This window comes from Nonomuraea sp. CA-141351, assembly GCF_050944675.1.
Taxonomy (GTDB): Bacteria; Actinomycetota; Actinomycetes; order Streptosporangiales; family Streptosporangiaceae; genus Nonomuraea.
The window spans coordinates 11,754,216-11,780,503 of the sequence record NZ_CP191982.1; the positions used below are offsets into that span (position 1 = coordinate 11,754,216).

Below are 26,288 nucleotides of genomic sequence, written 5' to 3' on the forward strand. Positions count from 1 at the left end.
GGAACGGGGCGCGGGCGCCGCGGGGTGCATACTGTGGAATCGGCGTGCGCGGGGAGGGCGGGGTGCGGGTCGGGATCCTGGGGCCGCTTCAGGTGGCGGGGTGCGAGGTCGGCGGTGCCCGGGTGCGGGCGCTGCTGGTACGTCTGGCGCTGGACCCCGGCCGCGTGGTGACCGCCGATCGGCTGATCGACGACCTGTGGCCGGACGAGCCGCCCGCCCATCCCATGGCGGCGCTGCAGTCGCTGGTGTCCAGGGCGCGCAGGGAAGCACCCGGCCTGATCACGTCCCACCCCGCCGGATACGTGCTCGACGTGCCGCCGGACGAGGTGGACGCGTGGGCGTTCGAGCGGCTCGTACGGGCCGGTGACGTGCACGGGGCACTGGCGCTGTGGCGGGGCGCGGCGTTGGCGGACGCGTACGAGCTGCCCTTCGCCGCGGCCCCTGCGGCCCGCCTGGAGGAGCTGCGCCTCACCACCCTGGCCACGAGGATCGCCACCGACCTCACCGCCGGCGACCTCACGGCCGATGGCGGAGCCGCCGCCGAGGCGAGGCCCGACCTGGTGGCCGAGCTGGAGGAGCTGGTCGCCGCCCATCCGTTACGCGAGCCGTTCCACGCCCTGCTCATCCGCGCCCTGGCCATGAGGGGACGGCGAGCGGAGGCGCTCGACGTCTTCGAACGGATGAGAGCCGCCCTGGCCGACGAGCTGGGCGTCGATCCCGGGCTCGAGCTGCGGGAAGCCCATCTGGAAGCGCTCAAGGACGCCGAGCCGAAGACCAACCTGCCCGCCCGGCTCACGAGCTTCGTGGGCCGATCGGAGGACATCTCCCGCCTGAACGGACTCCTCGGCCGGGCCAGGCTGGTCACGCTCGTCGGACCCGGCGGGGCCGGAAAGACCCGGCTGGCCGTCGAAGCGGCCGCGAATCTCAAGGTGCCGGACGGCGTGTGGCTGGTCGAGCTGGCCGCCGCCACCGACGTACGGGCCGCCGTGGAGGGGGTGCTCAGGGCGACCGACCTCACCAGAGCCCTGCGCGGCACCGCGCCCCTGATAGTGCTGGACAACTGCGAGCACCTGATCGAGGACGCCGCCAAGATCGCGCGGTGGCTGCTGTCCGAGATAGGAGGGCTGAGGATCCTCGCCACCAGCAGGGAGCCGCTCGACATCCCGGGCGAGACGCTGCACCAGGTACTGCCATTGCCCGAGGAGGAGGCGGCCGAGCTGTTCATGGACCGGGCCGCCGCCGCCAGGCCCGCCCTCCAGCTGAGGCGGGAGGAGGCCGCGCGGATCTGCCGCGAGCTCGACGGCATCCCGCTGGCCATCGAGCTGACCGCCGCGCGCCTGCGTACGATGCCGGTGTCCGTGCTGGTCGAGCAGCTCGGCGACCGGCTGGCCTTCCGCGGCGGCCGCACGTCGGAGCCCCGCCACCGCACGCTGCGCGCGGTCATCGACTGGAGCTGGAACCTGCTCTCCGAGCGCGAGCGCGACCTGCTCCGCGGCCTGACGGTGTTCTCGGGCGGCGCCACGTACGAGGCGATCTCCCAGGTCTGCGGCGGCGAGCTGGACCTGCTCTCCTCGCTGGTGGACAAGTCGCTCATCCAGATCTCCGGTGACCGCTACACGATGCTGGAGACCATCAGGCAGTACGCCGCCGCCGACCTCCCCGAGCTCCGCCTGGCCCACGCCCGCTACTACACGGAGCTGGCCGAGACCGCGGAGCCGCACCTGCGGACCGGCGACCAGCTCACATGGCTGACCGTGCTGGACGCGGAGCGGGGCAACCTGGACGCGGCGCTGCGCCACACCGACGACCCGCTCAGGCTCATCCTGCCGCGGTTCTGGCCGTGGATCATGCGGGGCAGGCAGCGCGAGATCCTGCAGCAGGCCGAGGCGGTGCTGCGCAGGGTGGGAGACGTGCCGCCGCCGGGCCGGGAGCTGGCGCACGGGATCTGCCGGGTGGTCACGGGGGCCGAACCCACCCAGGCGGTGCTGGAGTCCGACCATCCGGCCGCGCTCAACTCCTGGGCGATGGGGGCGATGAGCGGGGGCGCGCCGCCCGCCGACGTGGTGGACCTCACCGATCGGGCCGCGGAGCGGCTGCGCGATCATCCCGACCTGTGGACCAGGTCGGCGGCGCTGCTGGCGGCGGGCATCGTGCGGTTCGAGTACGGGACGGTGGCCGGGGCCGAGGACCTGCTGAAGCCGGCGGTCGAGGGGCTCCGGGTCACCGGCGACCGGTGGGGGCAGTGGGCCGGGCTCTTCTGGCTCTCGCTGGCCGCCGAGAACCGGGGAGACTTCGCCGCGGCGGTCGCCCTGGCCGAGGAGCCGGAGCGGCTGGCCGCCGAGCTGACGGGGCCCGATACCCCGATGGGGGTGATGACGTTCCCGCTGCGGGTCGGGCAGCTCAAGGGGCGCGCGGGGGACCACGCCGGGGCCGCCGCCGCGCTGGAGCAGGCGTGGGCCGCGGCCGTCAGGTCCGAGGACCGGGCGATCGTGGCCAGGGTCATGCACGCCAGGGCCGAGCTGGCCAGGCGTACCGGCCGCCCGGAGGAGGCCGCCCGGCTGCTGGAGGCGGCGCTCGGTCTCGACGTCGAGCTTCCCGCGCAGGCCAGGGCGTTCATGTACGTCGAGCTCGCCAGGGTGCGCGAGCCCCGCGAGCCGCTGCGCCGGGCCCTGGAGCTGATGGTCACGTGCTCCGACAGCACCGCACGGGCGACCGTGCTGGAGGGCGTGGCCGAGCACATGGAGCCTGTGGTGGCGGCCGAGCTGCTCGGCGCCGCTCGGGCGCTGCGCGGGATCGGTGAGTCCGCCGATCCCCACGTCAACGAGCTCGCGGCGAAGTGCCGGGCCGCGCTGGGCGAGGACGGCTACCGCGCGGCGTCGGAGAGGGGCTCCACGATGCCGAACCCCGAGAGGTACGCGCTGAGGCCGCTCTCGTCCCCGTGATAGCCGATGTAGCCGTCGGGGCGGACGAGCATGACGCCCTGCCGGCCGTCGAGCGGCGGAAGAACCTTGAAGGGATACTTCGTCGCCGTGTCCGCCAGCAGCAGGAAGCCGGTGCCGCGCTGCTCGGCGAAGAGCGCGCCGAGCCGTTCGCCGCCGCGCTCGCCCACCGACAGGGGGCTGCCGAGGTAGGCCAGATCGAGCTGGTTGGTGTCGTCCCCGCGCCTGGTGTCGTTCTCCCTGTACAGGCGGGTGCTGAGGCCCAGCACGTGCTCCGCCACCGCCATCCGCTCGTCCTCGTACGTCTCCAGCAGCGCTTCGGAGCCGATGGCCAGCTTCCAGCCCAGGTTGTAGGCGTCCTGGACGCCGGTGTTGAGCCCCTGGCCGCCCGCCGGCGTGTGCACGTGGGCCGCGTCCCCGGCCAGGAACACCCGGCCGACCCTGAACCGTTCGGCCATGCGTATGTTGACCCGGTACTCCGAGCGCCACACGACCTCGTCGATCCGGACGTGCGGCGCGTGCCGGCCGACGAGCCCGAGCAGGTCGTCGTCGCCGGTGTACGGGGCGACGAGCTGGAAGACGCCGGTGTTCGGCAGCGGGCAGATCGTGAAGTGGATGGCCTGCTCCGCCATCGAGCCCCAGACGTGCCAGTGCTCGTGGTCGAGGTCGCCCGTCTTGATGTCGGCCAGCAGCATGCGCTCGCTCTCGTACGTCTCACCCGCGAAGCCGACGCCGAGCCGCTTGCGTACGACGCTGCGGCCCCCGTCCGCCCCGACCAGGTAGGCGCAGCGGACGTGCTCTCCCGTGCCCAGGTCGGCCGTCACGCCCTCGCCGTCCTGCTCGAAGCCGGTCAGCTCGACCCCGGACTCCACCTGATGCCCCAGCTCGGCCAGCCGGTCGCGCAGGATCCGCTCGGTCCGCCACTGCGGCTGCATGATCAGGTTGGGGTACGGCACGCCTTCCGACGGCTCGCGGATCTCGTCCATGCGCCCTTCCCAGACGACCTGGTCGCCCTGGTAGCTGCGCAGGCTCGGGTATTCGCGGCCGGTGGCGAGGATCTCGTCGATCACACCGAGGTCGTCGAAGACCTCCAGCGTGCGCGGCTGCAGCCCCTTGCCGCGCACGCCGGCGTTCGGCTGCGGGGAGCTTTCCACGATGCGGAAGTCGACGCCCCTGCGGGCCAGCTCGATGGCCAGCGTCAGTCCTGTCGGCCCGGAGCCGACGATCAGCACGTTTGTCATGGGGACGACGATGCACGGGGGCGCTGCCAGATCTCTGTCAGCCGCTTTCAGGGGCGTAGCCGATGGAACAGCGCCACGCGGGCGCGGTGGTATTGCGCGGGGCCGATGCGGACGACGTGGCCGTCCAGCCGGTAGGCACCCTGCCGAACCTACGTGACGCCTTCTTGCTGGAGGCGCTGGAGCAGCGTGTCCCGGCGGCCCTCGAGCTGGGCGATGAGCTCTTCCTGCTCGTCCGCCTGACTGATCACGGCCGAGATCTCCACCTGGTCGGTCGCACCGAAGTCGCGGATCTGGTTGCGCAGGTCCTGATTCTCGGCTCTCAACCGGGCCAGATCCTCTTCGATCCGCCGGAGTTCGTCCTTTGTGCTCATTTACCTGCTCTACCCAGATGCGTCCCGCCGATTACCCCCCACAATGGGAGGCATGCGAAGGCCCTCCCCCAGCACGATCGTGTCACTCGTGGTGATCGCGGCGACGCTGGTCGGCACGGCCCTCATTTTCGCGACGGGGGGCGACAAGCCGACCAACATCTTCGACTGGCTGCTGCCGGTCATCGCCTGCTGCGCGGTGTTGCTACGGGAGCGGTATCCCGTCGGCACACTGATCGTGGTGATGGTGACCGTCGGCGCTTACTACCGGTATGCGGGGCTCGACGGGCCGCTCGGCATCCTCCCGTTCGTCAGCCTCTACACCGCGGCCGACCGCGGCCACCTCACCGCGGCCATCGCCATCGGGGCGGCGTCACTGCTGGGCATGGGGCTGGGAGAGCTCGGCGGCGTCAGACACGTGGAGAACACCCTGTTCCTCATGCTTGCCGGCTGGGAGGTCGCGGCCGTCGCGTTCGGCGGCGTCACCCGCAGCCGTCGCGCCTACCTGCGGGCGGTCGAGCAGCGTGCGCTCGAGGCCGAGCACAGCAAGGAAGAGGAGGCCAGGCGGCGGGCGAGCGAGGAGCGGCTGCGGATCGCGCGCGAACTGCACGACGTGCTCGGGCAGAACATCTCCATGATCAACGTGCAGGCCTCGGCGGCGCTGCACGGGTTGAAGAAGCGGCCGGAGGACGCCGAGACGGCGCTGCGGACGATCAAGGACAGCAGCAAGGAGACGCTGCGCGAGTTGCGGACCACCCTGGGCGTGCTGCGCCAGGTGGACGAGGACGCGCCGACCACGCCCGCCGACAGCCTGGCTCGGGTGGAGGCGCTGGTCGCGGCGTCGGGGCTGGAGGTGCGTACGGAGCTGTCCGGACCGCTCGACGCCGTGCCGACCGAGGTGGACCTGGCCGCCGCCCGCATCGTGAGGGAGGCGCTGGCCAACGTCTCCCGCCATTCCGGCACAACCCAGGCAACGCTCACGATCTCCAACGCATCCGGAAATATCATGATCCGCGTGGAGGATGATGGGCCGGGCGCCACGTACGACGAGGGCAGCGGCTTCGGCCTGCAGGGCATGCGCGAGCGCGCCATGGCGCTCGGCGGCACCCTGGAGGCCGGCTCGCGCCCCGAGGGCGGCTTCCGCGTGGTCGCCCGCCTGCCACTGAACCTGCCATCGAACGGGGCCGGATGATCCGCGTACTGCTCGCCGACGACCAGACCCTGGTACGGGCCGGGTTCCGGTCCATACTCAGCGACGAGGACGACTTCGAGGTCGTCGCCGAGGCCGCCAACGGCGCGGCGGCCGTGGCCGGGGCCCGCGAGCACCGGCCCGACGTGGTGCTCATGGACATCCGCATGCCGGAACTCGACGGCCTGGAGGCCACCCGCCAGATCACCGCCGACCCCCGGCTCGAAGGCGTCAAGGTGATCATCCTGACCACGTTCGACCTGGACGACTACGTGTACGCCGCACTCCACGCCGGCGCGAGCGGCTTCCTGGTCAAGGACACCGAGCCGGCCGAGCTGATCCACGCGGTCAGGGTCGTGGCCAGGGGCGACGCGCTCATCGCGCCGTCGATCACGCGGCGGCTGATCGCCGAGTTCGCGGGCCGGGTCAAGCGCCCCGAGCCGGGCCCTGAGCTGAACTCGCTCACCGAGCGCGAGCGCGAGGTCATGACGCTGGTGGCCGGCGGCCTGTCGAACGACGAGATCGCGGCCCGGCTCGTGCTCAGCCCCGCGACGGCGAAGACGCACGTCAGCCGCATCATGACCAAGCTGTCGGTACGTGACAGGGCCCAGCTCGTGATCATCGCGTACGAGGCCGGCATGATCGTTCCGGGCTGGGTTACACCCTGAGTCGTACGCCGGGCGATCTCGGTGCGACCAGAGATGTACGGCAGGTTGCCGCCCGGGCATGACGCGGCGGGCGGAACCGTACCGGGAATCTCTGACCATGGACACCGTGGACCTGGCCCGCCTGCAGTTCACGCTCACGGCGGGCGCGCACTTCCTCTTCGTGGCGCTGACGCTCGGCCTGGCGACGCTGGTCGCCGCGATCCAGACCAGGGCCACCTTCAGCCGCGATCCCGTACACCTGCGGATGACGAAGTTCTGGGGCCAGCTCTACATCATCAACTACGCGATGGGCATCGTCACCGGGCTGGTCATGGAGTTCCAGCTCGGGCTGTCGTGGAGCGGGCTCACGGAGTACGCGGGGAACGTCTTCGGGTCGGCGCTGGCGATCGAGACGCTGGTGGCGTTCTTCGTCGAATCCACGTTCCTCGGTCTGTGGATCTTCGGCTGGGACCGGCTGAACCGGTGGGCACACCTCGCGCTGATCTGGGTCGTGACGCTGACCGCGTACGCGTCGGCGTTCTGGATCATGGTGGCGAACGGCTTCCTGCAGCACCCGGCCGGCCACGTGGTGGACGGCGGCGTGCTGCGGCTGGTGGACATCGGGGCGATGGTGGCCAACCCGGCGGCGCTGGTCGCGTTCGGCCACATCATGGGCGGCGCGATGATCACCGGCGGTTTCTTCATGGCCGGGGTGAGCGCGTACCACCTGCTCAAGCGCACCGCCGAGCAGGACTTCTTCCGCAAGTCGCTGCGGATCGGGATCGGGGTGGTGGTGCCCGCGCTGTTCGTCACCGTGACGTTCGGCGGGCTCGGGTTCCAGACCCTGCAGCCGGCGAAGGCGGCGGCGTGGTCCGGTTCGGCTGCCGAGAAGGCCGCGCTCCAGGCACAGATGGTGGCTGCCCACGGCCCCGGCGACTACCTGCCGCCGGTGGGCCCCGTGCAGGCCGCGGCCATCACGATGATGATGCTCTGGCTGGTGATGACGGTGGTCGCGTCGCTGAGCTGCCTGCTCGTGCTCTTCCGCCCGGCCGTGCGCGGGTTCAGGCTGTGGCACTGGCTGCTGATCCTGATGATCCCAGTCCCGTTCGTGACCATGCTGTCCGGCTGGATCTTCCGCGAGATGGGGCGCCAGCCGTGGGCCGTGTACGGGCTGCTGAAGACGGCCGACGCGATGTCACCGGTGTCCGCCGCCCAGATGCGCTTCTCCATCACCGCCTTCGCCACGGTGTTCGCCGTGCTCATCGCGATCAACTACTGGCTGCTGGCCAGGCACGCCCGCCGCGGGCCCGAGGCCGCGACGCTGGGCGCCACCGCTCCCGCCCCCTCCCCCGCCCTTTCCCTCTGAGGAGCCGTCATGGAGATCTTCGTTCTGGCCTTCTTCGCGCTCGGCTACCTCGTGCTGGCCGGGGCCGACATCGGGGTCGGCATGGCGCTGCCGTACCTGGGCAGGTCGGCGGCCGAGCGGCGCGAGGTGATCGCCGCCATCGCGCCCTTCTTCCTGGGCAACGAGGTCTGGCTGGTGGCCACGGCGGGGGTGCTGGCCGGGCTGTTCCCCGAGCTGGAGGGCGCGCTGCTGAGCGGCAACTACACGCTGGTCGTGACGCTGGTCCTGGCGTGGGTCGTCCGCGACATGGGCCTGTGGCTGCGTGGACGGGTGCCGGGGCCGCGGTGGCAGGCGTTCTGGGACGGCGCGATCGTGGCCGGGAGCTGGGGGTTGGCGTTGAGCTGGGGTTCGCTGCTCAGTCACGTGCTGCTCGGCATCCGCGGCCCGATCGCCGCGCTGCCCGCCCTGGTGCTGGCCGCCCTGTTCGCCACGCACGGGCTGGCCTTCGCGGCCCTGCGGCTGCGCGGGACCCTGCGGGAACGGGCGGCCGTGCTTTCCGGCGGGGCGGGCGAGGCCCGCACCTACGCGCTGACCGCCGCCGCGCTGCTGGCCGTGGGGGTGCTGGCGGGGCTCCGGCTGCCGCTGCACCCCGGCACATCGGGTTCCCTGCTCGTGCCGGTCATCCTGGCGCTGATCCCGCTGCTGGTGGCCGCCCAGGGCTGGGTGTGGTGGACGTTCCGGGACCGGGTCACGGGGCCGTCCTACCTGTGACCACCCAGCCGGTGCCCGTGCGCACGTCGCGGCGGCCCGCCACGTGCGCACGGTGAGCGTTTCCCTGGACTGAGGCCAGCCACGGTCGGCGGGTGGGTCCTCCCGTGCGCAGCCGTACAAGAACCTAGAAGACGGGAACCCCGTCCCTGGTCAGCTTCCAGTTCTGGACGGCGAAGTCGCCCGGGTCGATGGTGGCCTTGGCGGTGGCGTAGTCGATCAGCGCCTGGCGGATCTCCACCTGCGCGTTGTAGAGCACCGGGGCGCTCGTGACGTGCGGGAAGCCGCCGCCGCCCGACTGCCGGTAGTTGTTGATCGCGACCACGAACTCCTTGTCGGCCGGGACCGGGGCGCCGTCGTAGGTCAGGTTGGCGATCCGCTGCCCCACCGGCTTCGAGACGTCGATGTCGTAGGACACGCCGGAGAGCTGGTCGTAGTTGTAGTCGGGGGTGTTGCCGGCGTTCGTCAGCTTGGTCACGTCCACCGGGGCACCGGGCGCGAGCTGGTTGAAGTACCTGGCGGAGTACTCCAGATAGTCCTTGATCTGCGCGCCGGTCAGCTTGATTGCCAGCAGCGTGTTGTCGTAGACGTACAGGCCGGCCACGTCCCTGACGCGGATGTCACCGGCGGGGAAGACGGCGGTGCGGCTGAACGGCGCGGCGATCGACAGCACCGGCAGCGTGTTGTCCGGCAGCGCCTGCTTGACCGTCTCCACCTGCACGTGCTGGATGTAGTCGAGGATCGCCGTGTCCTTGTACGGCGACTCCGCGGCCGACAGCTCCTGTGTCGACTTGGCCACGACCTTGTTCACGTAGCCGACGGTCGCGTCGTGCTGCGGCCTGAGCAGCTGGACGATCTTGGGGTCCTCCGCGACCGTGTTCGTGTTGATCGTGGTGGAGGACTTGCCGGTGACCACCCACCTGCCGTGCTGCTTGGTGAGCTGGAAGTCCAGCTTCGACAGGCGCTGGCCCCACCTGCCCGGCTCGGTCAGCAGCACCTGCTGCCCCGTGACCTTGTTCGTGACGAACCGCTGGGGCACGTCGTTGTGCGCGTGCCCGAACAGGACGGCGTCGATGCCCGGCACCTGCTCGGCCACCATCGCGGAGGCGTTCTCGACCGGCAGGTCACCGCCGTAGGAGGACATGCCGTTGTCGCCCGCGTGCGCGGTCACGACGACCACGTCCGCGCCGAGGCCCCGGATGACGGGCACCCACTTCTTCGCGGACTCCACCAGGTCGGTGAAGCGGAGCTTGCCCTCGACGTTCGCCTTGTCCCAGATGGCCACGCCGGGGTTGGTCAGGCCGAGCACGCCCACCTTGATCGGCTTCTCGCCCTCGACCTTCATGGTCTTGATCACGAACGGCTTGTACGCGGGCAGCCCGGTCTTCTCGTAGACCGCGTTCGCGCCCAGCACCGGCGCCTTCATCTGCTTGATCCAGGTGGCCAGGAGCGGCAGCCCGTAGTTGAACTCGTGGTTCCCCAGCGTCACGGCGTCGTACCCGATGGCGTTCATGGCCTTGGCCATGGGGTGGATCTGGCCGGTCTCGGTGATCGGCTCGACCTTGGCGTAGTAGTACGCCAGCGGAGTGCCCTGGATGGTGTCACCCGAGTCGAACAGCAGCGTGTGGTCCGCCCCGCGCTCGGCCCTGATCTGGTTGACCAAGGAGGACACCTTGGCCAGGCCGACGCTGTTGCCCGCGCTGTCGGCGTACGTGGCGTCCTTGAAGTAGTCCCAGTTGAGGCCGTTGCTGTGGATGTCGGACGTGCCCAGGACCGTGACGGTGACCGGGGCGGCACCGGCCTGCGCGGGGGGCGTCACCAGGGCCAGCGCACACAGCGTGGCGGCCCCGGTGACGGCGAGCTTCTTGGTCTGCATGAGGCTGGAGAGTAATCAGGACAAATCACTCGTTGGTTACGCGGGTGATGAACTCTCGGATAAGCGTTGTGACTTCGGCCGGCCGCTCGTGCAGGACGACGTGGCCGCTGTCCAGCTCGGCGTACTCACTGCCGGGCAGCGCCGCGTGCAGCGCGCGGGCGTGCTCCACCGGGATCAGGTAGTCCTGGGTGTTGCCGATGACCAGCGTGGGGGCCGTGATCTTCGGCAGCAGGTCCCTGATGTCGACGCGGAGGTCCAGCTCGATCTGTCTCAGCGTCCCGTGCGGGGGCTCGCCCGCCATGATGGCCTCGGCGCCAGCCGCGCTCACGTACCCGGGGCTGAACGCCACCAGCGGCCCGTACGCGGCGAAGCTCTCCGGGTCGGTGGCCGCCAGCCTGGCCCAGGTTCGCAGGCCGAGGCTGAGCCGGGAGTCCTCCGCGTGCGTCCAGCCGGCGATCAGCACCAGGCGCCTGACCAGCTCGGGGTGCTCGGCCGCGACCGCCGCGGCCACGGCCGCGCCCAGCGAGAAGCCGACGAGGTCGGACGGCCCCTCGAACGTGGCCGCGACCTGTCCCGCGAGCAGGTCGAGCGTGAGGTCGCCGCCCGGGTCCGCGGTCTGGCCGCTGCCAGCGTAGTCGGGGGTGATCACGGTGCGGATGTCGGCGAGGCCCGGCACGAGGTGGGCGTAGTTGGTGACGGCGTCGCCGCCGGTGCCGTGCACCATGACCAGGCCGGGGCCGCTGCCCTCCCGGAGGTAGTGGACCTGTCCCGAGCTGTGGATGACTGTGGGCATCAGAGGTTCCCGCCGCCGGTGGCGTCGATGGTGCTGCCGGTGATGAAGCTCGCCTCCGGCGAGGCGACGAACGCCACCGCGTTCGCGATCTCGTCCACCTGGCCGATCCGGTTGAGGGCGTGCCTGCCGGCCGCGTACGCCTCCGCCTCCGGATCGCCGCGCAGCCAGGCGGCGTTGGCGTCGGTGTCGATGATGCCGGGCGCGACGTTGTTGACCGTGATGCCGCGCGGGCCCAGTTCCTTGGCCAGCGCCAGCGTGAACACCTGCACCGCGCCCTTGGTCATCGCGTACGCGATCCCCTCGGGGAAGGCGATGCGAGCCACACCCGAGGTGATGTTGACGATCCTGCCGCCGTCGGGGATCAGCGGCAGCAACCGCTGGGTGAGGAAGAACAACCCCTTGACGTTGACCGCGAACACCCTGTCGTAAGCCTCGGGCGTCTCCTCCGCGATGGGCTTGGACATGCCGATGCCCGCGTTGTTGACCAGCACGTCCAGGACGGCCGTCTCGCTCCTCAGCCGCTCCGCGAGCCGGTGCACGTCCTCCTGCCGCCCAAGGTCGGCCTGTACGGCGAACGCGCTGCCGCCGTCCTGCTCGATCAGGCCGACGACCTCCTTGGCGGCAGTCTCGTCCCTGGCGTAGTTCACGGCCACGCGGAGGCCGTCCCTGGCCAGGCGCAACGCGATGGCGCGGCCGATCCCCCTGCTGGCTCCCGTCACTAGGGCAGTCTTCATCTTTGCCATTCCTATCTTTAGCGATCGATACAGAAACCATAACATAGCGATCGCTATAGAATGTTGGGCATGGCAAGACAGCGGGCGTTCGACAAAGAGGAGGCGCTGGAGGAGGCGCTGCTCATGTTCTGGCGGCACGGCTACGAGGCGACCTCGGTCGCCGAGCTGACCGCCGCCATGGGGATCAGGCCGCCCAGCCTGTACGCGGCGTTCGGGGACAAGCGGCAGTTGTTCGAGGAGGCGGTGCGGCGGTACCAGGAGACGTACGGGGCTTTCACGACACGGGCACTCGCGGAGGAGCCGACGGGGCGCGCGGCCATCGAGCGGGTGCTGCGGGAGTCAGCCGCCGAGTACGCGAGCGACTCGCATCCGGCGGGATGCCTGATCATCACGGCCGCGGTGAACTGCGGGCCCGAGTCAGCCGAGGTCCAGGAGCTGCTGCGGGGGTTCAGGGAGGCGGCCAAGGGGGCGCTCAAGGAGCGGATCGACGAGGACGTGGCGGCCGGGCTCCTGCCGGCCCACACGGACACGGAGGGGCTGGCGACGTTCTACGCGGCGGTGATCCAGGGCATGTCCACACAGTCCCGCGACGGCGCTCCCGCCGCCGCCCTGCTCCACACCGCCGCCCTCGCCATGTCCGCCTGGCCCTCCACCCCACCGCCCTGACCCTCGCACCACCCCGTGACCCCGCGGAACACTGCCGGGCGGGGGCGCCGCGCACGTCTCTCGGGACGCCCCAATGCGGAAAGGACGGCACTCGCCATCACGTCGCAGCGCACGTGCAGGGGCGGGCCAGGCGTAGCCGAGGCGCGACGACGGATCGTCCGTTGGCCCGGCGCAATGCGCACGACGCCCAGCACGGCGCCACGGAGACGGCGCAGGGGCACCGCGTGCGCCCCTCGGCCCGCCCTCAAGGCGCCAAGACATCACCCCCGGATGTCGAGGGTCAGAGGGCTTTGACCGAGGCGTCCTCCGGGGGAATCCGCGGGGGTGAGGCGCGGAGCCAGCGGCAGCCGTGGGGGCCCAGCGGGACCCGTACCGAGCCGTCCGCCGGCACCTCCAGCGTGCCGTCCACCAGGAGGTCCGTGAGGTGGTAGCCCGCTAACCCCTCCAACGTCAGCTCCACGTCCCGGGCGGTGTCGCAGAGGTTGTGCACGACCACCACCGTGGCCCCGTCGGCGTCGCAGCGGTGGGCGAGGACCGCGCGGTGGCCGGTCTCCAGCACCGTGTAGCGGCCCCACGCCAGCTCAGGGCACTCCCGGTAGCGCTCGATCAGCAGCTGGAACCAGCGCAGCAGCGAGTTCACGTCCCGCTTCTGGTCGGCCACGTTCACCCGGTCGGGCGCGAACGAGCCCTCCGGGACCTCGCGTACCGGCTCGCCTTGGGTGAACCCGCCGTCCGCCGACCACTGCATGGGGATGCGGACCGCCATGCGGCCCTCCTCGTCGAGGTTCTCCCCCATGCCGATCTCCTCGCCGTAGAAGATCACCGGCGTGCCCGGCAGCGAGAACAGCAGACTGTAGGCCATCTTGATGCGCCGCAGGTCCCCGCCGAACATGGTCGGCAGGCGGCGGCGCAGACCGCGGCCGTAGATCTGCATGTCCTTACGCGGCCCGAACGCCTCGAAGACCTCCTGCCGCTCCTCGTCCGTGAGCTTGTCGAGGGTGAGTTCGTCGTGGTTGCGCAGGAACATGGCCCACTGGCAGTCCTTCGGCGGCTGGGGGCGCTCGCGCAGGCCGCGGGCGAGGGGCCTGGCGTCGCTGCGGGCCATCGACAGCCAGGCGTTCTGCATGCCGATGAAGTCGAAGCACATGCTGAGCTGGTCGCCGAGGCCGTCGCCGAAGTATGCGATCAGATCCTTGTACGGGACGTTGACCTCGCCCAGCAGGATCGACCCGCCCTTGCGCCGCGTCATGAACGCCCGCAGGTCGGCCAGGAACTCGTGCGGGTTCGCCAGTTTCGGGTTGACGTTCTCGATGAGGAACGGCACCGCGTCCACCCTGAACCCCGAAAGCCCGAGCTCCATCCAGAAGCCGAGTATGCGCGCGATCTCGTCCCTGACCTCGGGGTTGCCGACGTTCAGGTCCGGCTGGTGCCGGTAGAAGCTGTGCAGGTAGTACTGTCCCGACCCCTCGTCGTACTGCCAGACGCTGTTCTCCTTGTCGGGGAAGACGACCTGCGAGGGGTCGTCCGGCTCGGGGTTGTCGGACCAGACGTACCAGTCGCGCATGGGCGAGTCCCTGCTCGATCGGGACTCGACGAACCAGGGGTGCTGGTCAGACGTGTGGTTGACGACGAGGTCCGCGATCACCCGCAGACCCCTGTCGTTGGCGGTGCGCATGAACTCCACGAAGTCGCCCAGGGTGCCCAGTCGCGGGTCGATGCTGTAGAAGTCGGTGATGTCGTACCCGTCGTCCCTGTTGGGGGTGGGGAAGAACGGCATGAGCCAGAGGCACGTCACACCGAGCCCCGCGAGGTAGTCGATCTGCTGCGTCAGCCCGCGGAAGTCGCCCACGCCGTCGCCGTTCCCGTCCTTGAACGTCTCCACGTCGAGGCAGTAGACGACGGCATTCTTGTACCAGACGTCGGAGGTGTACGTCAGTCGCATGGGGCGCCAGCTACCCGCCACGGGCGCGATCACGCGCCCTGCAAGGCCTGCCTGGCGCGGAGCGCTATCTCCAGCTCGAAGCGGACGTCCGGATCGGCGAGTTGATCTCCGTACAGCTCCTCGAGCTGCCGCAGCCGGTAGCGCACGGTCTGCGGGTGCACGTGGAGTCTGGCGGCCACCTCGCCCGCGCCGCGGCCGTACCGCAGCCAGGCCAGCAACGTCTCCGCCAGCCGGTCCTGCTGCGCGGGCCGCAGGTGGGCCAGGGGTGCGAGCCGCACCTCGGCCAGCGCGTCGACCAGCTCCTCGTCCTTGAACACCACCAGCGTCGCCATGTGGTCCTCGCACCGCAGCGGCCCCCGGGGCAGGACGCCGCGCCGCGACAGCTCGAGCGCCTCGCCGGCCCACCGCAGCGAGGTCGCGGCGGCGGCCAGGGGCACGGCGGGGCCGATCGCGGCCCAGCGCCCGCGCAGGGCATGCTCGAGCAGCCGGGCGCGGCCGGGTCCGTTGGGGTCGGGCGCGAGCAGGCATGGGACGGACCTGTCCAGACCCAGGAGCACGTCGGGAGCCAGCGCGGGTACACCGTGCCGGTCGTCGAGTGCCACGCAGGCGACGGTCTTGGGCAGCCGCCACCCGGCGGACTTGGCCAGGTCGGCGACGGCCTCCGCACCGGCGGGCGGGCGGCTGAGCAGCAGGTCGAGCAGGCGGGCACGGCGGCGCTCGACCTCGCCGGCGGCGTGCGCCCTGGCCTCCTCGAAGCCCTCGGCCGCCGCGTCGGCGAGCTGGTCGAGATAGACGAAGATGGCCTCGCCCAGGTCGTACAGGGTCTGCGGGGACAGCCCGAGCGGCTCCGCGAGCTCTGTGAGGCGCCGCCAGCCCACCCGGGCGCCGAGCCGCATCGCAGTCTGCAGCGGCTCGAGGTTGCGGCCCTCGGCCGCCTCACCCTTGCCGATCATGCGGAACGGCTCGGGGTCCCAAGGCGCGCCAGGGTTCTCGATGCGGTCGAGGAAGCCCTCGATGGCCTGCTCGACCGCCATCCTGATGACCTTGAGGTAAAGACCGTCCGATGGCCGGGCGTACTCGGGGATCCGGGCCTGGATCTCCTCGATCACCTCTTCCGTGACCGTGCCGATGCCCGCCCTGAGCGCTTGCACGGGGATATCACTCGTGATGACCATCGTCCCTCCCGTCGCCATTGTGACCCAGGCAACAGGAGATTGTGTACAAGAGCTCGTTTTTTATCACTTCTGGAGGAAGTCGGCGAACTCCTCCTTGTCGATCAGGCCGTCGCCGTCCTTGTCGAGCTTGCGCACGCCTTCCTGCGCGGCCTCCAGCGTGACCGGCTGGCCGAGCACCTCCATCAACCGTACGAGCTCGACGGCGGAGATACGGCCGTCGTGGTCGGCGTCGATGAGGTCGAAGGTGATGGCGTAGTCGCTCATGTCTCGCCCTTCCGCGGGATCCGATGTCGCGTCAGACCTTAGTGGTCACCTGTCGCAGTGCGTCGATGAATGCCGCGACTTGTGGGCTTCTATCCCCTTCGCGCCACGCGATGGCGAGCTCCCCGGGGGGCAGCCCCGTCACCGGCCGGTAGGCCATGCCGGGCCTGTTGTAGAGCGCGGCGTTCCCCTCGGCCACGAGCACCACCCCGAGCCCGCTGATCACGGCCTCGAACACCTCCTCCGGCGTGTTCGCGGTGACCCCGACCACCGGCTCGTCGTCGCGGGCGTCCACCCCGAGCCAGAAATCCCGCAGCGGCCCGGCCGCCGGAGGCAGGGCGATGAACGGCTCGTCGCGCAGCGCCGCGAACGGGATCTCCGGCAGCTCCGCCAGCGGATGATCGTCCGGCATGGCCACCCCTCTGCCCTCGGTGGCCAGCACGTACGTCTTCAGCCCTGACGGCACCGGCAGCCAGATGAACGCCACATCGGAGGACCCGTCGGCCAGCCCGCCGCTGGGGTCGTCCCAGCCCACCAGCCGCAACGACACCTCCCACCCCGGCATGGCCGCCCGGAACCGCCGCAGCGCCTCCTGCTGCAGCCCCCTGCCCACGGCCGTCTGCATCCCGATCACCAGCGTCCCCGCGGGCGCCGCCGCCCGCGCGGACTCGACCCCGGCCGTCCACCGTTCGAGCAGCTCACGGGCGGCCGGCAGGAGTGCCTCGCCCTGCCGGGTGAGCGCCACGCCGCTGTGCACCCGTTCGAACAGCCGGAACCCGAGCTGCCGCTCCAGCACCCTGAGCTGCTTGGACAGCGCCGGCTGGGAGACGAACAGCCGCTCGGCGGCCCGCGTCACGTTCAGCTCCTCGGCCACCGCGACGAAGTACCGCAGCTCCCGCAAGTGCACATCCATAACCGATGGTTATACCAAGGGGTCTTGGACGCGGCGGACGTCCGCGCAGCAGGATCGAGGGCATGAAGACACGAACGCTTGGCAGCTTGCAAGTCCCCGCCATCGGTTTCGGCGCCATGGTCCTGTCGCCGGGCGTCTACGGCGAGATCGACGACACCCGCGCCGAGGCGGCGCTCAAGGCCGCGCTGGACAGTGGCGCCACCCACGTGGACACCAGCGACGCCTACGGTGTGAACGGCCACAACGAGCGCCTTGTAGGCCGCGCGATCAAGGGCCGCAGGGACGAGGTGGTGGTGGCCACCAAGTTCGGCCTGGCGATCCCCGAGGGGGAGCCGAGCCGGTCGCATCCGGTCGGGTACGCGTTCAACGAGCTACGGGTGAACGCCGACCCCCGCCTGATCCGCGGCTACGCGGAACGCAGCCTGCGCAACCTGGGCACGGACGTCATCGACCTCTACTACTCGCACTATCCGGACCCCGGCGTCCCGATCGAGGACATGACCGGCGCGCTGGCCGAGCTCGTGAAGGACGGCCTGGTCAAGCACATCGGCCTGTCCAACGTGACGGCCGCCCAGCTCAGAGCCGCGCACGCGGTGCATCCGGTGACGGCCGTGCAGAACGAGTGGTCGATGTGGCGCCCCGTGGACCCCGGCCTGCTGGCGACCGCGGGGGAGCTGGGCGTGGGGATCGTGGCGTGGAGCCCGCTGGGCAACGGATTCCTGACCGGCACGGTGGAGACGCTCGACGAGGGCGACTTCCGCCACAACGCGCCCCGCTTCTCCGCCGGCAACCTGGCGAGCAACAACGACCGCTACGCCCCGATCAGGGCCCTGGCCGCGCAGCTGGGCATCACACCGGCCCAGCTCGCCCTGGCCTGGCTGCTGCACCAGGACCAGCACGTGGTGACCATCCCCGGCAGCCGCACCCCTGCCCACATCGAGGAGAACCTCGCGGCGGCCGACCTCACCCTGCACCCGGACACGCTGGCCCGGATCGACGCGGCCCTGGCCAGGTTCGAGGTCACGGGCGGGACGCTCCTCTGAGCCGACACCGGCGGCCTCGTGCCGGGTGATGCCCGCGCCCTGGCGTCGTGGGCGCGGTGCCCAGTAAAAGGTGCCCGGTCAAAAGTGCCCGGTCAAAACGAAAGCCCGGGCACCGGCGATGCGGTGACCGGGCTGTCGGGGAGGGTCAGGCGGCGTGGAGGTAGACCTGGCCGAAGACCTCCGACAGGTTCTTCAGGTCGGTGGCCACGTCGACCTCGGGGTTGGCCGGGTCGTAGATGGTGGCCAGGCGGGCGCGCACCGAGTCGAGCTTCTTGAGCTGGTCCCAGGTGACGTTGGCGGCCCACTTCTCGCCGTACACCCGGCTGACCTGGCCCTGGTCGTTCTGCCAGCGGGTCCACAGCGTGACCGTCTCCGCGGCGTCGTCCTGGAGCGGGGAGGCGACGCGTTCGGTGATGGCCTTGGTGGCCTGCTCCTCGTTCAGCTGGGAGGTGCCCGAGGCGGCGAAGGAGGCGTCCTCGGCGGCGATCTGGGCGTAGGCGTCCCAGGCGCGGGCGCGTACCTGGATCCACTGGTTGCGCTGGGCCTCGGCGGCGTCGATCTTCCAGGTGGCGTACTCGGTGGCCAGGTGGCCCTCGTCGAGCGCGAGCTGGTCGATCAGGCCCTTGGTGAGCCACGTGCCGATGCGGTCGGGGTCGAGCAGCGGGTACTTCTTGGTCATCTCGGCCTTGCAGGCGTCGTTCGCGCCGCAGCCGAACACCGGGACCACCGTGTGCGCGGCCAGCTTCTTGCCCGGCACCGCGGTACGCAGCGCGGCCGTGGTCTCGTTGACGAACTTGTCCAGCTCGTCAGCCGTGGTGAACGTCTGGTTGAAGCCGAGCTGCGAGGTGAACCTGATCCCGACGACGCCCGGCTGCGCGGCGACCAGCGCGGCGATCTTCTTGACCGCATCGGCCAGCTTGCCCGCCTTGTAGTCGTCGGCCAGCTCGGTCTCGATCCAGAGGCGCATGTTCGTCTGCGCGGCGGCCTGCGAGGCCTTGCCCGCGGGCGTCTCCTGGGCGGAGGCCTTCTCCGCGGCGGTGACCCCGGTGGGGTCGACGTAGCCGCACTCATCGCCGTTCTGGCAGTCGGGCGTGCCGCCGTCCTCGGCGCCCGGGACGTCCGGGGAGTCGACGTCGTGCATCTCGCCGTCGCCCTCGGAGTCGGTCGGGCAGCTGTTGCCCTCTTCGGAGCAGTCCACCGTGATCGGGTTCTGGGGGCCGGCTTCCTGCATGTGCTCGCCGTCGTTCTCGAGCCAGAACCTCGCGATGTCCGCGGCCTCCTCGGGGGTGGCCATCCAGCGGCAGACCACATACGCCGGAGTGTCGGCGGACATCAGGTCGTTACAGCCCCTCGGGTCGTCCTCCGACCACGCCGGAACACCGATGCCTAGGAGTGAGAGGGCGAGTCCGATGGCGAAGAGCTGCCGTAACCGCAGTCGCATGGCACCTTACTTCCAGGGAATGATCGTGGGCATATCGCACACTATCTGGACGATCAATAACGTTCAATGAGATCCACGGCTTCTTCACGCCGTCGTCAACGGATAGTCGCCGGGTGAGTCGGGGCTTCACTCGTCCACCTCGACCCACGTCCAGCCGGACCCGTCCGCGTTGGCACGCACCGCCCTGGTACGGCCCTCCGCCACCTTCTCCCACCCCGGCCGTGAGACCTCCGCGGGCTCGGCGGGCGCCGGCACGGGATCGGTGTCCGCGCCGAAGACGGCCGGTCTTCCCTTGATCGTCAGCATCGGGCGCCTCTCCGAGCCGCCCGCCGTGATCGGGCGACGATCCGCGGGCGGCAGCGGAAGGGGAGCCGGGGACGGGTCCTCTCGGAGCTCGTGGCGCTCGCGGGAGCGGAGCGGCCACCAGCCCGCGGAGCCCAGCAACCGCATGGAGGCGGGCCCCAGCAGCACGCGCACCAGTACGGCGTCCACCGCGATCGCCACGCACAGCCCCACCCCGAGCAGCCGCACCACCGTGATCCCGGCCGTCGCGAACGTCCCGGCGACCGCCATCAGAAGGAGCGCCGCACCCGTGATCACCCCGCCCGTCTCCCGCAGCCCCACCGCCACGGCCTCCGCGTGGCCCCCGGTACGCAGCCACTCGGCACGTGCCCGGGACACCAGGTACACCTCGTGATCCACGGACATGCCGAAGGCCACGACCACGATCAGCATCGCCACGGAAGCGTCGACAGGCCCCGTGAAGCCCAGCAGGCCGCCCTGGAACGCCCACGCGAGAACCCCGAACGACGCCCCGGCGGACAGTACGAGGGCCGGCAGCGCGCGCACGGGCAGCACCAAGGACCCCAAGGCCGCGCTCAGCAGCACCAGCATCACCGAGCAGACCACCACCGCCAGCCACGGCAGGGTCGCGGAGAGGCTGTTCCGCAGGTCGAGCCGCGCGGCGGTGGGCCCGCCGACCACGACCAGATGGATGTCCGGCCCGGGAGCCACGGACCTGATCAACGTGACCAGCCCCTCAGCCTCCGCCGACATGGGGTCGAGGTCATGCCGTACGGCAAGTCGCACGGCGCCGTTCTTCTTCGACTCCCCCACCATCTCGACACCCGTGACGTGCGGCAGCCGCTCCACCTGATCCATGAAGGACCGGGCATAGACGGAGTCGTCGGCCAGGACGTGTACGTCGATCGGCGAGAGGGCGTTCCTCGGGAAGTCGCGATCGAGGGTCTCGGCCACCCGGCGGCTCTCGGAGGCGGCGGGGAGCGCCCTGTGATCAGTGTTCCCGAACTGAACGTGCGAGAGCAGCGCGGCCAGCGCCACCAGCACGACCGTCACCGCCACCAGGTACGCGACCGGCCGGCGCACCACGCTGGACGCGATGGCGTGCCACCCGCCGGCGTCCCGCCGTACGGGCCCGAGGTCGGGTATCACCCTCAGCGCGTCCACGCGCGGCCCGAGCACCCCCAGCAGGGCAGGCAGCACGAGCAGCGCGGCCACGGCCGCGACCAGCGCCACCACCGCCGCCCCCAGCCCGATCGAGCGCAGGAACGGCTGCGGGAACAGCAGCAGCGCCAGCAACGACGCGGCCACCGTCGCCCCCGAGACGGTCACGGCCCGCCCGGCCGAGGCCATCGTCCGCGCCACCGCCTGCTCGCTCGTCGCCCCGCCCCTGATCTCCTCCCTGAAGGCCCTGAGCATCAACAGCGAATGATCGACAGCCAGCCCGAGCCCGAGCAGCACGACGGCATACCAGGAGTAGACGGACACCTCGGGCAGCAGCGCCAGCGCGCCGAGCACCGCGAGCAGCCCCACGACCAGCGGCAGCAGCGCCGCCACCAGGCTTCCGAACACGACCACGAGCAGCACCAGCAGCACCGGCGCCGCGATGGCCGAGACGCGTGCCAGGTCGGCGGCCGCCTGGCCGTCCAGCTCCGCCTGCATCGGCACCGCCCCGCCGACCTCGACGTAGAGGTTCTTGGCGCTCCTGAGCCGCCCCGCGATCGCCGCGTAACTCTCCCTCTTGGCGCCCTTCAGCGTGACCAGCGCGTACGTCGAATGCTCGTCCTTGGACACCATCTCCTTCGAGCCCGTCGTCCAGTACGTGGCCCTCCGGCGCACGTAGGCATCCGGCAGCCCGCGCAGCGAGTCGTGCACCGCCTTCTTGTACCGCGAGTCGTACACCGTGACCGCCGGGTGCCGGTAGATGATGACCACGTCGGGGCTCTGGCCGCCGTACCACTGCTCGCTCCAGCGCGCGGCGGTCGCGGAGCCGCTGCGCGGGTCCTCGAAGGCGCCGCCCGCGGCCCGGCCTGACAGGGCCAGCGGCGCGAGGAGCAGGGCCGCCACCAGGCTCAGCGCCAGGAGCGTCCACCTACCGCGATAGACCAGCCGACCCATGGAGTCCCCTCGCCGACAGCAGGGCTCTAGCAAATTACGGGAGAACGGGGTTCGGATTCTTGCCAAAGGCGGACACATTCCGCGTCCGGTCTTGTTACCGGAGGAATATTCGCACGACAGGGGCCGCGAAGAACGGCAGACTAGCGTGGTTTGACGTTTTCCAGGGGGTTTGGGCCGGTGCACAGCTATCTAAGCGATCTCGGGCTGCTCCGGGATCGCCGGTTCGCGATGCTGGTGTCGGCGAGGACCATCGCGGTCCTGGGCAGCGCGTTCGCACCGGTGGCCCTGGCGTTCGGCGTGCTCGGCCTGCCCGGCGCCACCGCCTCCACCCTGTCCGTCGTGCTCACCGCCGAGGCGGTGCCCATGATCGCGCTCATCCTGTTCGGCGGCGTGCTCGCGGACCGGCTGCCGCGGACCTGGGTGCTGATGGCCGGCGACCTCCTGATGGCGACGGGGTACTTCGCGCTGGCGGCGATGCTGCTCACCGGCTGGACCCCGCTGCCCGCACTGTGCGTGGCCTCGGCGCTGAGCGGGGCGGCCACGGCGATCGCGTTCCCCGCGTTCACCGGGATCATCCCCGAGGTCGTGCCGGTCGACCGGCTGCAGGCAGGCAACGCGCTGATCGGCCTGGGTGCGAACGCCGCGCGCGTGGCGGGCGCGGTGCTGGGCGGCGGCGCGGTGGTGCTCTTCGGCGGGGGCTGGGCGCTGATCGTGAGCGGCGCGATGTTTTCGACGGCGGGCCTGCTGATCGCCATGATGCGGATGAAGCCGGTCGCGGAGCCGCGAGCGGCCGAACGGCGGCACTCGGTGGTGGCCGATCTGCGGGACGGCTGGCGGGAGTTCATCTCACGGCAGTGGATCTGGGTGGTGGTCGCGCAGTTCTCGCTGATGGTCATGGCCATCCAGGCCGGTCACGGGGTGCTCGGCCCGCTGCTGGCGAAGCAGACCCTGGGCGGACCGGCGGCCTGGTCGGCGTTCCTGGCGGGCGAGGCCGTGGGGACGATCGTCGGGGTGCTGACCGCGATGCGGTTGCGGCCGCGCCGTCCCATTCTGGTAGCCGTGCTGCTCTGCTTCCCGCCCGCGCTGCCGTACGTGCTGCTCGGGCTGGACGCTCCGCTCTGGGCGATCGTGATCGGGGCGTTCGTGCTGGGCGTGAGCTTCGACGTGTTCGGCGTGCTGTGGCAGACCACGATGCAGCGCGAGATCCCGGGCGAGGCATTGTCACGGGTCAGCTCGTACGACGCGCTCGGCTCGCTGATGTTCGGCCCGATCGGTCTGATGCTCGCGGGGCAGGCGGCGAACCTGTTCGGCACGGAGAAGTCGCTGCTCGGGTGCGCGGTCATCATCGTGCTGTCCACGCTCGCCGCCCTGCTCTCCCCCGGGGTGCGCAATCTCAGAGCGCCGGAGGGCGAGCCGGTCTCACGCTGACTTGAAGTAGGCGTTGGCCCTCGGCTGGAACATCAGCGTCACCGCCCCCAGCACGGCCACCACGTGCAGGATCCTGCTGGCCGCGAAGATCAGCCCCATCGCGTCCGCACCGGCGACGGCCTCGCTGATCGAGCCCCCGGCCAGCAGCCACTGGACGGGCTCGATCACGAGCGAGAGCGTACCGAAGATCCCGAGCGTCGCGGCAAGGGTCAGCCGCGCCCAGTTCTCCCCGCGCCTGAGCCGCAGCGCCAGGAAGACGGCCGCGGCGAACACCGCCACCCGGACCCCGGCCTGGGGCAGCACCTCCGCGAACGTGGCAGTGCCCTCGTAGAGCAGTTGGGAGACCATCAGGACGGTCTCGAACGCGCCGAACGCCACGGCCGCCAGCCAGAGCGTGGCGGCGGTCTGCACGACAGGCGGCGGGTCGGTTCTGCGCGGGTCCATGACGGTGCTCATGGCGGGCCTCCGATAGGTGAGCGGTTGTACCTGGAGTCTCCGCCGTGAGCCCTGGCGGAATCATGCCCGCCGTCCCCCGAGTTCCGGTAAGGCGCGCCCTACCGGGGCCGGCCGCTCGTCCGCAGCCCGCGGGAGGGGGCGCGCTCGTGCAGCCCGAAGCGCCCCTCCGGCCCGTGGTCGCCGTCGAGCACGGCCGCCACGTACCCGGCCAGCGCGGGAGCGTGCTTGAACCCGTGCCCCGAGTCGCCGCCCAGCAGCCACACTCCGGGCGACACCTCGGCGATCAGCCACTCGGCGTCGGGCGTGAGCGGATACTGGCACACCTGGCTGAACAGCACCGGCGCGTCCGCCAGCGACGGGAACCTGCGCCGCAAATAGCTCCTGGCCCGCTCGACGCTGTCCGCGTCCACCACGCGCTCGCCGTGCTCCGGCTCGTACGGCGGCCCTTCCAGGTCCGAGGTGGCCTTCATCCCGACCCCGTCCACGTCGCCGTGCCCGTAGGCGGAGGCCCCGTGGTCCACCCAGGCGGGCGTCTCGGGCACGGACCAGGCGGGCGGCACCGCGAAGTGCAGCGTGTCCTGCTTGGTCACGGTGATGGGCACGCCCTCGAACAGCTCGGGCAGCCACGCGCCGCACGCCCACACCACCCGGTCGGCGTGCCGTACCTCGCCGTCGATATCGACGGCCGCGGACCCTGTGACCGGCACCGCACGCGCCCTCACCAGCCGGACCCCGGCCGACACCGCCAGCCCCGCGGTCACCTGGGTCGCCCGCCTGGCCCTGACCACGCCCGCGTGCGGCTCCCAGAGCAGGAAGCTCAGGTCGTCACCGCGGTAGTCGGGGAAGAACCGCGTCCCGTCGGCCGGGTCCAGCACCTCACACGGGATGTCCAGATTTTTCAGGACTCGGGCACTGGCGTGCTCCCACCCGTCCGGCGTCTGCGCGAACCACACCATGCCCGCCTCGTGGAACAGCTTCTCGCCGGACCTCTCTTCCAGGCGCCGCCAGCCGTCCCGCGCCTGCCAGGCGAGCCTGGCGTACCAGTCGTCGTGACCGTGCGCGCAGCGCAACAACCGCGTCTCCCCCGCGCTGGCCTGCCGTACGTGGCCCGGCTTGTGCTGCTCGACGAGCGTCACCTCCCAACCGGCGTCGGCCAGCCGCAGTGCCAGCGATGAGCCCCATATGCCCGCTCCGACCACAATGACCGATTTCATGGGACCACGGTGACCGGAAACGGCACGGGACCGCAAGACTCAGACGACGATGAGCCGTACCACGACGCCCGCGCAGTTGCCCGCAACGCAGATCCGCACCGGCACCTCGGAGATGCCGGCCGCCGCGGGCACGCCGCCCACGTGGCCGTCGGGGCCGATGGTCACGCCGCGGGGCATCCTGGCGCGGTCGGTCACGGTGAACGTGGGCACCACGTCCGCCGGGCCGCCGTTGATGCCGATCTCGTCGTTCAGCGGGATGCCGGCCCGGCCGGGGAAGGTCAGCTCGCGCGGCTCCCAGGGCACGTTGCCGTACACGATGAGGGTGAGCCGCTGCTCCTGACACGACTGGCCGGCGCAGAGCCGGATCGGGGCGACGTACGTGCCGGAGCGCTGCGGCGTGCCGTACAGCAGGCCGCTCTGGTCGACCCTGATCCCGACCGCGAGATAGGCGGGGCGGAACGAGACGCCCTTCGTGGTGGGCAGCAGCTGCTTGCGTACCTCGATGCCCTCGGTGACGTGGAAGGTGTCCTCGACCAGGCTGTCGCCAGGGGGATCGAGCGGGACATGCCGGGCCGTGAACGTCAGGGCGAGCCTGGGCACGGCGGAGTACAGCGCGCACATGGCGAGCACAGCGAGCACCAGCACCCACCACTGCCGCATCATGATCCCCCCGACCGTCTGTTCCGGTACGTACCCTCTTCGCCGCACAGCGTCACTAGATCACTGGATAATCGGTCGCATGGCCGCTGAATCCGCTCAGACCCTCGAACGCGGGCTCCGCCTGCTCAGACTGCTCGCCGACGGCAGAGGCGGGCGCACGCCGACCGAGCTGAGCGCCGAGCTGGAGCTGAGCCGTCCCGTGGTGTACCGGCTGCTGACGACCCTGATGAGCGAGGGGTTCGTCCGGAGGGACGCCGAAGGGCGGGTGCATCTGGGCTTCGGGGTGCTGGTGCTGGCGCAGGCCGTGCAGCCGCTGCTGCGGGCGGCGGCCGTGCCGGCACTGCGACGGCTGGCCGAGGACGTGGGCGCGACCGCGCACCTGACCGTGGCCGAGGGCGAGGACGGGCTGGCCGTGGCGGTGGTGGAGCCGTCCTGGACCGACATGCACGTGGCCTATCGGGAGGGCTCGCGCCATCCGCTGACGAAAGGCGCGGCGGGGCGGGCGATCCTGGCGCTGCGCGAAGGGCGTGACGACTACTTCACGACGGAGGGGCAGTTGCAGGAAGGGGCGCGGGGCGTCGCCGCGCCCGTCACCGGGCTGCCCTGGTTGGAGGCCTCGGTGGGGGTGGTGACGTTCGGGCCGCTGGAGGGGTCCACGGGCCCTCGGGTGGTCGCCGCCGCCGCCGAACTGGCCGCCGCGCTGGGTTGACATCTCCAGCCCCATGGCGGACGGTTGTTACACATAAAGGACACTTCCGTCCGATTAACGGA

General features: G+C 71.0%; 23 protein-coding genes. 9 read left to right on the forward strand and 14 right to left on the reverse strand.

Annotated features, from left to right (window positions below; all coding sequences use genetic code 11):
* Positions 1 to 62: 62 nt before the first annotated feature.
* Complete coding sequence (locus ACQPWU_RS55400; protein ID WP_433435151.1) at positions 63 to 2,942, forward strand: BTAD domain-containing putative transcriptional regulator; 2,880 nt, start codon at positions 63 to 65, stop codon at positions 2,940 to 2,942.
* On the opposite strand, the gene ACQPWU_RS55405 is transcribed toward ACQPWU_RS55400, so the two are convergent.
* Both ACQPWU_RS55405 and ACQPWU_RS55410 read right to left on the reverse strand, forming a co-directional pair.
* A complete protein-coding gene (locus ACQPWU_RS55405) occupies positions 2,864 to 4,180 on the reverse strand; it encodes an FAD-dependent monooxygenase (protein ID WP_433435152.1) in 1,317 nt (438 codons plus the stop codon). The two genes, ACQPWU_RS55400 and ACQPWU_RS55405, sit on opposite strands and share 79 nt — an antisense overlap.
* A gap of 149 nt (positions 4,181 to 4,329) precedes the next feature.
* Positions 4,330 to 4,551 carry a hypothetical protein gene (locus ACQPWU_RS55410; RefSeq protein ID WP_433435153.1) on the reverse strand — a complete coding sequence of 74 codons (222 nt, stop codon included), beginning with the start codon at positions 4,549 to 4,551 and terminating at the stop codon, positions 4,330 to 4,332.
* Between the two features lie 52 nt (positions 4,552 to 4,603).
* Between ACQPWU_RS55410 and ACQPWU_RS55415 the strand changes: the two genes are divergently transcribed.
* The 4 genes from ACQPWU_RS55415 (at position 4,604) to ACQPWU_RS55430 (ending at position 8,500) form a co-directional block, all read left to right on the forward strand.
* Positions 4,604 to 5,740, forward strand: a complete 1,137-nt coding sequence (locus ACQPWU_RS55415) for a sensor histidine kinase (protein ID WP_433435154.1) — start codon at positions 4,604 to 4,606, stop codon at positions 5,738 to 5,740.
* Entirely contained in the window at positions 5,737 to 6,405 is a 669-nt protein-coding gene (locus ACQPWU_RS55420; protein WP_433435155.1) for a response regulator, read from the forward strand. The genes ACQPWU_RS55415 and ACQPWU_RS55420 overlap by 4 nt, the downstream gene beginning before the upstream one ends.
* Before the next feature lie 97 nt (positions 6,406 to 6,502).
* Positions 6,503 to 7,750 carry a cytochrome ubiquinol oxidase subunit I gene (locus ACQPWU_RS55425; protein ID WP_433435156.1) on the forward strand — a complete coding sequence of 416 codons (1,248 nt, stop codon included), beginning with the start codon at positions 6,503 to 6,505 and terminating at the stop codon, positions 7,748 to 7,750.
* Positions 7,751 to 7,759: 9 nt separating this feature from the next.
* Entirely contained in the window at positions 7,760 to 8,500 is a 741-nt protein-coding gene (locus ACQPWU_RS55430) for a cytochrome d ubiquinol oxidase subunit II (protein WP_433435157.1), read from the forward strand.
* Between the two features lie 124 nt (positions 8,501 to 8,624).
* Here the strand turns inward: ACQPWU_RS55430 and ACQPWU_RS55435 are convergent, their stop codons facing one another.
* Genes ACQPWU_RS55435 through ACQPWU_RS55445 form a run of 3 tightly spaced genes read right to left on the reverse strand, consistent with a single transcriptional unit; the run spans position 8,625 to position 11,900 of the window.
* Complete coding sequence (locus ACQPWU_RS55435) at positions 8,625 to 10,373, reverse strand: bifunctional metallophosphatase/5'-nucleotidase (protein ID WP_433435158.1); 1,749 nt, start codon at positions 10,371 to 10,373, stop codon at positions 8,625 to 8,627.
* Between the two features lie 25 nt (positions 10,374 to 10,398).
* Positions 10,399 to 11,166, reverse strand: coding sequence for an alpha/beta fold hydrolase (locus ACQPWU_RS55440; protein ID WP_433435159.1), 768 nt, complete (start codon positions 11,164 to 11,166; stop codon positions 10,399 to 10,401).
* On the reverse strand, positions 11,166 to 11,900 hold the full coding sequence (locus ACQPWU_RS55445) for an SDR family NAD(P)-dependent oxidoreductase (RefSeq protein ID WP_433435160.1): 735 nt from the start codon (positions 11,898 to 11,900) through the stop codon (positions 11,166 to 11,168). Before ACQPWU_RS55445 ends, ACQPWU_RS55440 begins: the two co-directional genes overlap by 1 nt.
* A gap of 69 nt (positions 11,901 to 11,969) precedes the next feature.
* On the opposite strand from ACQPWU_RS55445, the gene ACQPWU_RS55450 reads away from it, so the two are divergent.
* Entirely contained in the window at positions 11,970 to 12,566 is a 597-nt protein-coding gene (locus ACQPWU_RS55450; protein ID WP_433435161.1) for a TetR/AcrR family transcriptional regulator, read from the forward strand.
* Positions 12,567 to 12,846: 280 nt separating this feature from the next.
* Here the strand turns inward: ACQPWU_RS55450 and ACQPWU_RS55455 are convergent, their stop codons facing one another.
* The 4 genes from ACQPWU_RS55455 to ACQPWU_RS55470 all read right to left on the reverse strand — a co-directional run bounded on the left by ACQPWU_RS55455 (position 12,847) and on the right by ACQPWU_RS55470 (position 16,857).
* Positions 12,847 to 14,508, reverse strand: a complete 1,662-nt coding sequence (locus ACQPWU_RS55455; RefSeq protein ID WP_433435162.1) for an alpha-amylase family protein — start codon at positions 14,506 to 14,508, stop codon at positions 12,847 to 12,849.
* A 29-nt stretch (positions 14,509 to 14,537) separates the two neighbouring features.
* Entirely contained in the window at positions 14,538 to 15,683 is a 1,146-nt protein-coding gene (locus tag ACQPWU_RS55460; protein WP_433435163.1) for a helix-turn-helix domain-containing protein, read from the reverse strand.
* 63 nt (positions 15,684 to 15,746) lie between these two features.
* A complete protein-coding gene (locus ACQPWU_RS55465) occupies positions 15,747 to 15,947 on the reverse strand; it encodes an EF-hand domain-containing protein (RefSeq protein WP_360695993.1) in 201 nt (66 codons plus the stop codon).
* A gap of 31 nt (positions 15,948 to 15,978) precedes the next feature.
* The gene (locus tag ACQPWU_RS55470; RefSeq protein WP_433435164.1) at positions 15,979 to 16,857 is read right to left on the reverse strand and encodes a LysR family transcriptional regulator; all 879 of its coding nucleotides are present in this window, start codon (positions 16,855 to 16,857) and stop codon (positions 15,979 to 15,981) included.
* 62 nt (positions 16,858 to 16,919) lie between these two features.
* Here ACQPWU_RS55470 and ACQPWU_RS55475 point away from each other — a divergent pair, with 62 nt between their 5' ends.
* Positions 16,920 to 17,900 (forward strand): aldo/keto reductase, encoded by a 981-nt coding sequence (locus ACQPWU_RS55475; RefSeq protein WP_433435165.1) that lies wholly within the window; start codon positions 16,920 to 16,922, stop codon positions 17,898 to 17,900.
* A gap of 145 nt (positions 17,901 to 18,045) precedes the next feature.
* Here ACQPWU_RS55475 and ACQPWU_RS55480 read toward each other — a convergent pair whose 3' ends face one another.
* Positions 18,046 to 19,341 carry a hypothetical protein gene (locus tag ACQPWU_RS55480; RefSeq protein ID WP_433435166.1) on the reverse strand — a complete coding sequence of 432 codons (1,296 nt, stop codon included), beginning with the start codon at positions 19,339 to 19,341 and terminating at the stop codon, positions 18,046 to 18,048.
* 126 nt (positions 19,342 to 19,467) lie between these two features.
* Entirely contained in the window at positions 19,468 to 21,759 is a 2,292-nt protein-coding gene (locus tag ACQPWU_RS55485; RefSeq protein WP_433435167.1) for an MMPL family transporter, read from the reverse strand.
* A 177-nt stretch (positions 21,760 to 21,936) separates the two neighbouring features.
* On the opposite strand from ACQPWU_RS55485, the gene ACQPWU_RS55490 reads away from it, so the two are divergent.
* Positions 21,937 to 23,187 carry an MFS transporter gene (locus tag ACQPWU_RS55490; protein ID WP_433435168.1) on the forward strand — a complete coding sequence of 417 codons (1,251 nt, stop codon included), beginning with the start codon at positions 21,937 to 21,939 and terminating at the stop codon, positions 23,185 to 23,187.
* Here the strand turns inward: ACQPWU_RS55490 and ACQPWU_RS55495 are convergent.
* The 3 genes from ACQPWU_RS55495 to ACQPWU_RS55505 form a co-directional block, all read right to left on the reverse strand.
* On the reverse strand, positions 23,179 to 23,643 hold the full coding sequence (locus ACQPWU_RS55495; protein WP_433435169.1) for a hypothetical protein: 465 nt from the start codon (positions 23,641 to 23,643) through the stop codon (positions 23,179 to 23,181). The two genes, ACQPWU_RS55490 and ACQPWU_RS55495, sit on opposite strands and share 9 nt — an antisense overlap.
* 98 nt (positions 23,644 to 23,741) lie before the next feature.
* Positions 23,742 to 24,857 (reverse strand): NAD(P)/FAD-dependent oxidoreductase, encoded by a 1,116-nt coding sequence (locus ACQPWU_RS55500; protein ID WP_433435170.1) that lies wholly within the window; start codon positions 24,855 to 24,857, stop codon positions 23,742 to 23,744.
* Positions 24,858 to 24,896: 39 nt separating this feature from the next.
* Positions 24,897 to 25,520, reverse strand: coding sequence for a hypothetical protein (locus tag ACQPWU_RS55505; RefSeq protein WP_433435171.1), 624 nt, complete (start codon positions 25,518 to 25,520; stop codon positions 24,897 to 24,899).
* 76 nt (positions 25,521 to 25,596) lie between these two features.
* On the opposite strand from ACQPWU_RS55505, the gene ACQPWU_RS55510 reads away from it, so the two are divergent.
* Positions 25,597 to 26,226, forward strand: a complete 630-nt coding sequence (locus ACQPWU_RS55510) for a helix-turn-helix domain-containing protein (protein ID WP_360696020.1) — start codon at positions 25,597 to 25,599, stop codon at positions 26,224 to 26,226.
* Positions 26,227 to 26,288 lie beyond the last annotated feature (62 nt).

Bases quoted from the DNA above. Each gene is read 5' to 3' on its own strand.
- ACQPWU_RS55420 (WP_433435155.1), top strand. From the start codon at position 5,737: ATGATCCGCGTACTGCTCGCCGACGACCAGACCCTGGTACGGGCCGGG.
- ACQPWU_RS55430 (WP_433435157.1), top strand. From the start codon at position 7,760: ATGGAGATCTTCGTTCTGGCCTTCTTCGCGCTCGGCTACCTCGTGCTG.
- ACQPWU_RS55405 (WP_433435152.1), bottom strand. From the start codon at position 4,180: ATGACAAACGTGCTGATCGTCGGCTCCGGGCCGACAGGACTGACGCTG.
- ACQPWU_RS55505 (WP_433435171.1), bottom strand. From the start codon at position 25,520: ATGATGCGGCAGTGGTGGGTGCTGGTGCTCGCTGTGCTCGCCATGTGC.
- ACQPWU_RS55435 (WP_433435158.1), bottom strand. From the start codon at position 10,373: ATGCAGACCAAGAAGCTCGCCGTCACCGGGGCCGCCACGCTGTGTGCG.
- ACQPWU_RS55475 (WP_433435165.1), top strand. From the start codon at position 16,920: ATGAAGACACGAACGCTTGGCAGCTTGCAAGTCCCCGCCATCGGTTTC.
- ACQPWU_RS55495 (WP_433435169.1), bottom strand. From the start codon at position 23,643: ATGAGCACCGTCATGGACCCGCGCAGAACCGACCCGCCGCCTGTCGTG.
- ACQPWU_RS55485 (WP_433435167.1), bottom strand. From the start codon at position 21,759: ATGGGTCGGCTGGTCTATCGCGGTAGGTGGACGCTCCTGGCGCTGAGC.
- ACQPWU_RS55410 (WP_433435153.1), bottom strand. From the start codon at position 4,551: ATGAGCACAAAGGACGAACTCCGGCGGATCGAAGAGGATCTGGCCCGG.
- ACQPWU_RS55500 (WP_433435170.1), bottom strand. From the start codon at position 24,857: ATGAAATCGGTCATTGTGGTCGGAGCGGGCATATGGGGCTCATCGCTG.
- ACQPWU_RS55440 (WP_433435159.1), bottom strand. From the start codon at position 11,166: ATGCCCACAGTCATCCACAGCTCGGGACAGGTCCACTACCTCCGGGAG.
- ACQPWU_RS55465 (WP_360695993.1), bottom strand. From the start codon at position 15,947: ATGAGCGACTACGCCATCACCTTCGACCTCATCGACGCCGACCACGAC.
- ACQPWU_RS55445 (WP_433435160.1), bottom strand. From the start codon at position 11,900: ATGAAGACTGCCCTAGTGACGGGAGCCAGCAGGGGGATCGGCCGCGCC.
- ACQPWU_RS55460 (WP_433435163.1), bottom strand. From the start codon at position 15,683: ATGGTCATCACGAGTGATATCCCCGTGCAAGCGCTCAGGGCGGGCATC.
- ACQPWU_RS55510 (WP_360696020.1), top strand. From the start codon at position 25,597: ATGGCCGCTGAATCCGCTCAGACCCTCGAACGCGGGCTCCGCCTGCTC.
- ACQPWU_RS55480 (WP_433435166.1), bottom strand. From the start codon at position 19,341: ATGCGACTGCGGTTACGGCAGCTCTTCGCCATCGGACTCGCCCTCTCA.
- ACQPWU_RS55450 (WP_433435161.1), top strand. From the start codon at position 11,970: ATGGCAAGACAGCGGGCGTTCGACAAAGAGGAGGCGCTGGAGGAGGCG.
- ACQPWU_RS55470 (WP_433435164.1), bottom strand. From the start codon at position 16,857: ATGGATGTGCACTTGCGGGAGCTGCGGTACTTCGTCGCGGTGGCCGAG.
- ACQPWU_RS55455 (WP_433435162.1), bottom strand. From the start codon at position 14,508: ATGCGACTGACGTACACCTCCGACGTCTGGTACAAGAATGCCGTCGTC.
- ACQPWU_RS55415 (WP_433435154.1), top strand. From the start codon at position 4,604: ATGCGAAGGCCCTCCCCCAGCACGATCGTGTCACTCGTGGTGATCGCG.
- ACQPWU_RS55425 (WP_433435156.1), top strand. From the start codon at position 6,503: ATGGACACCGTGGACCTGGCCCGCCTGCAGTTCACGCTCACGGCGGGC.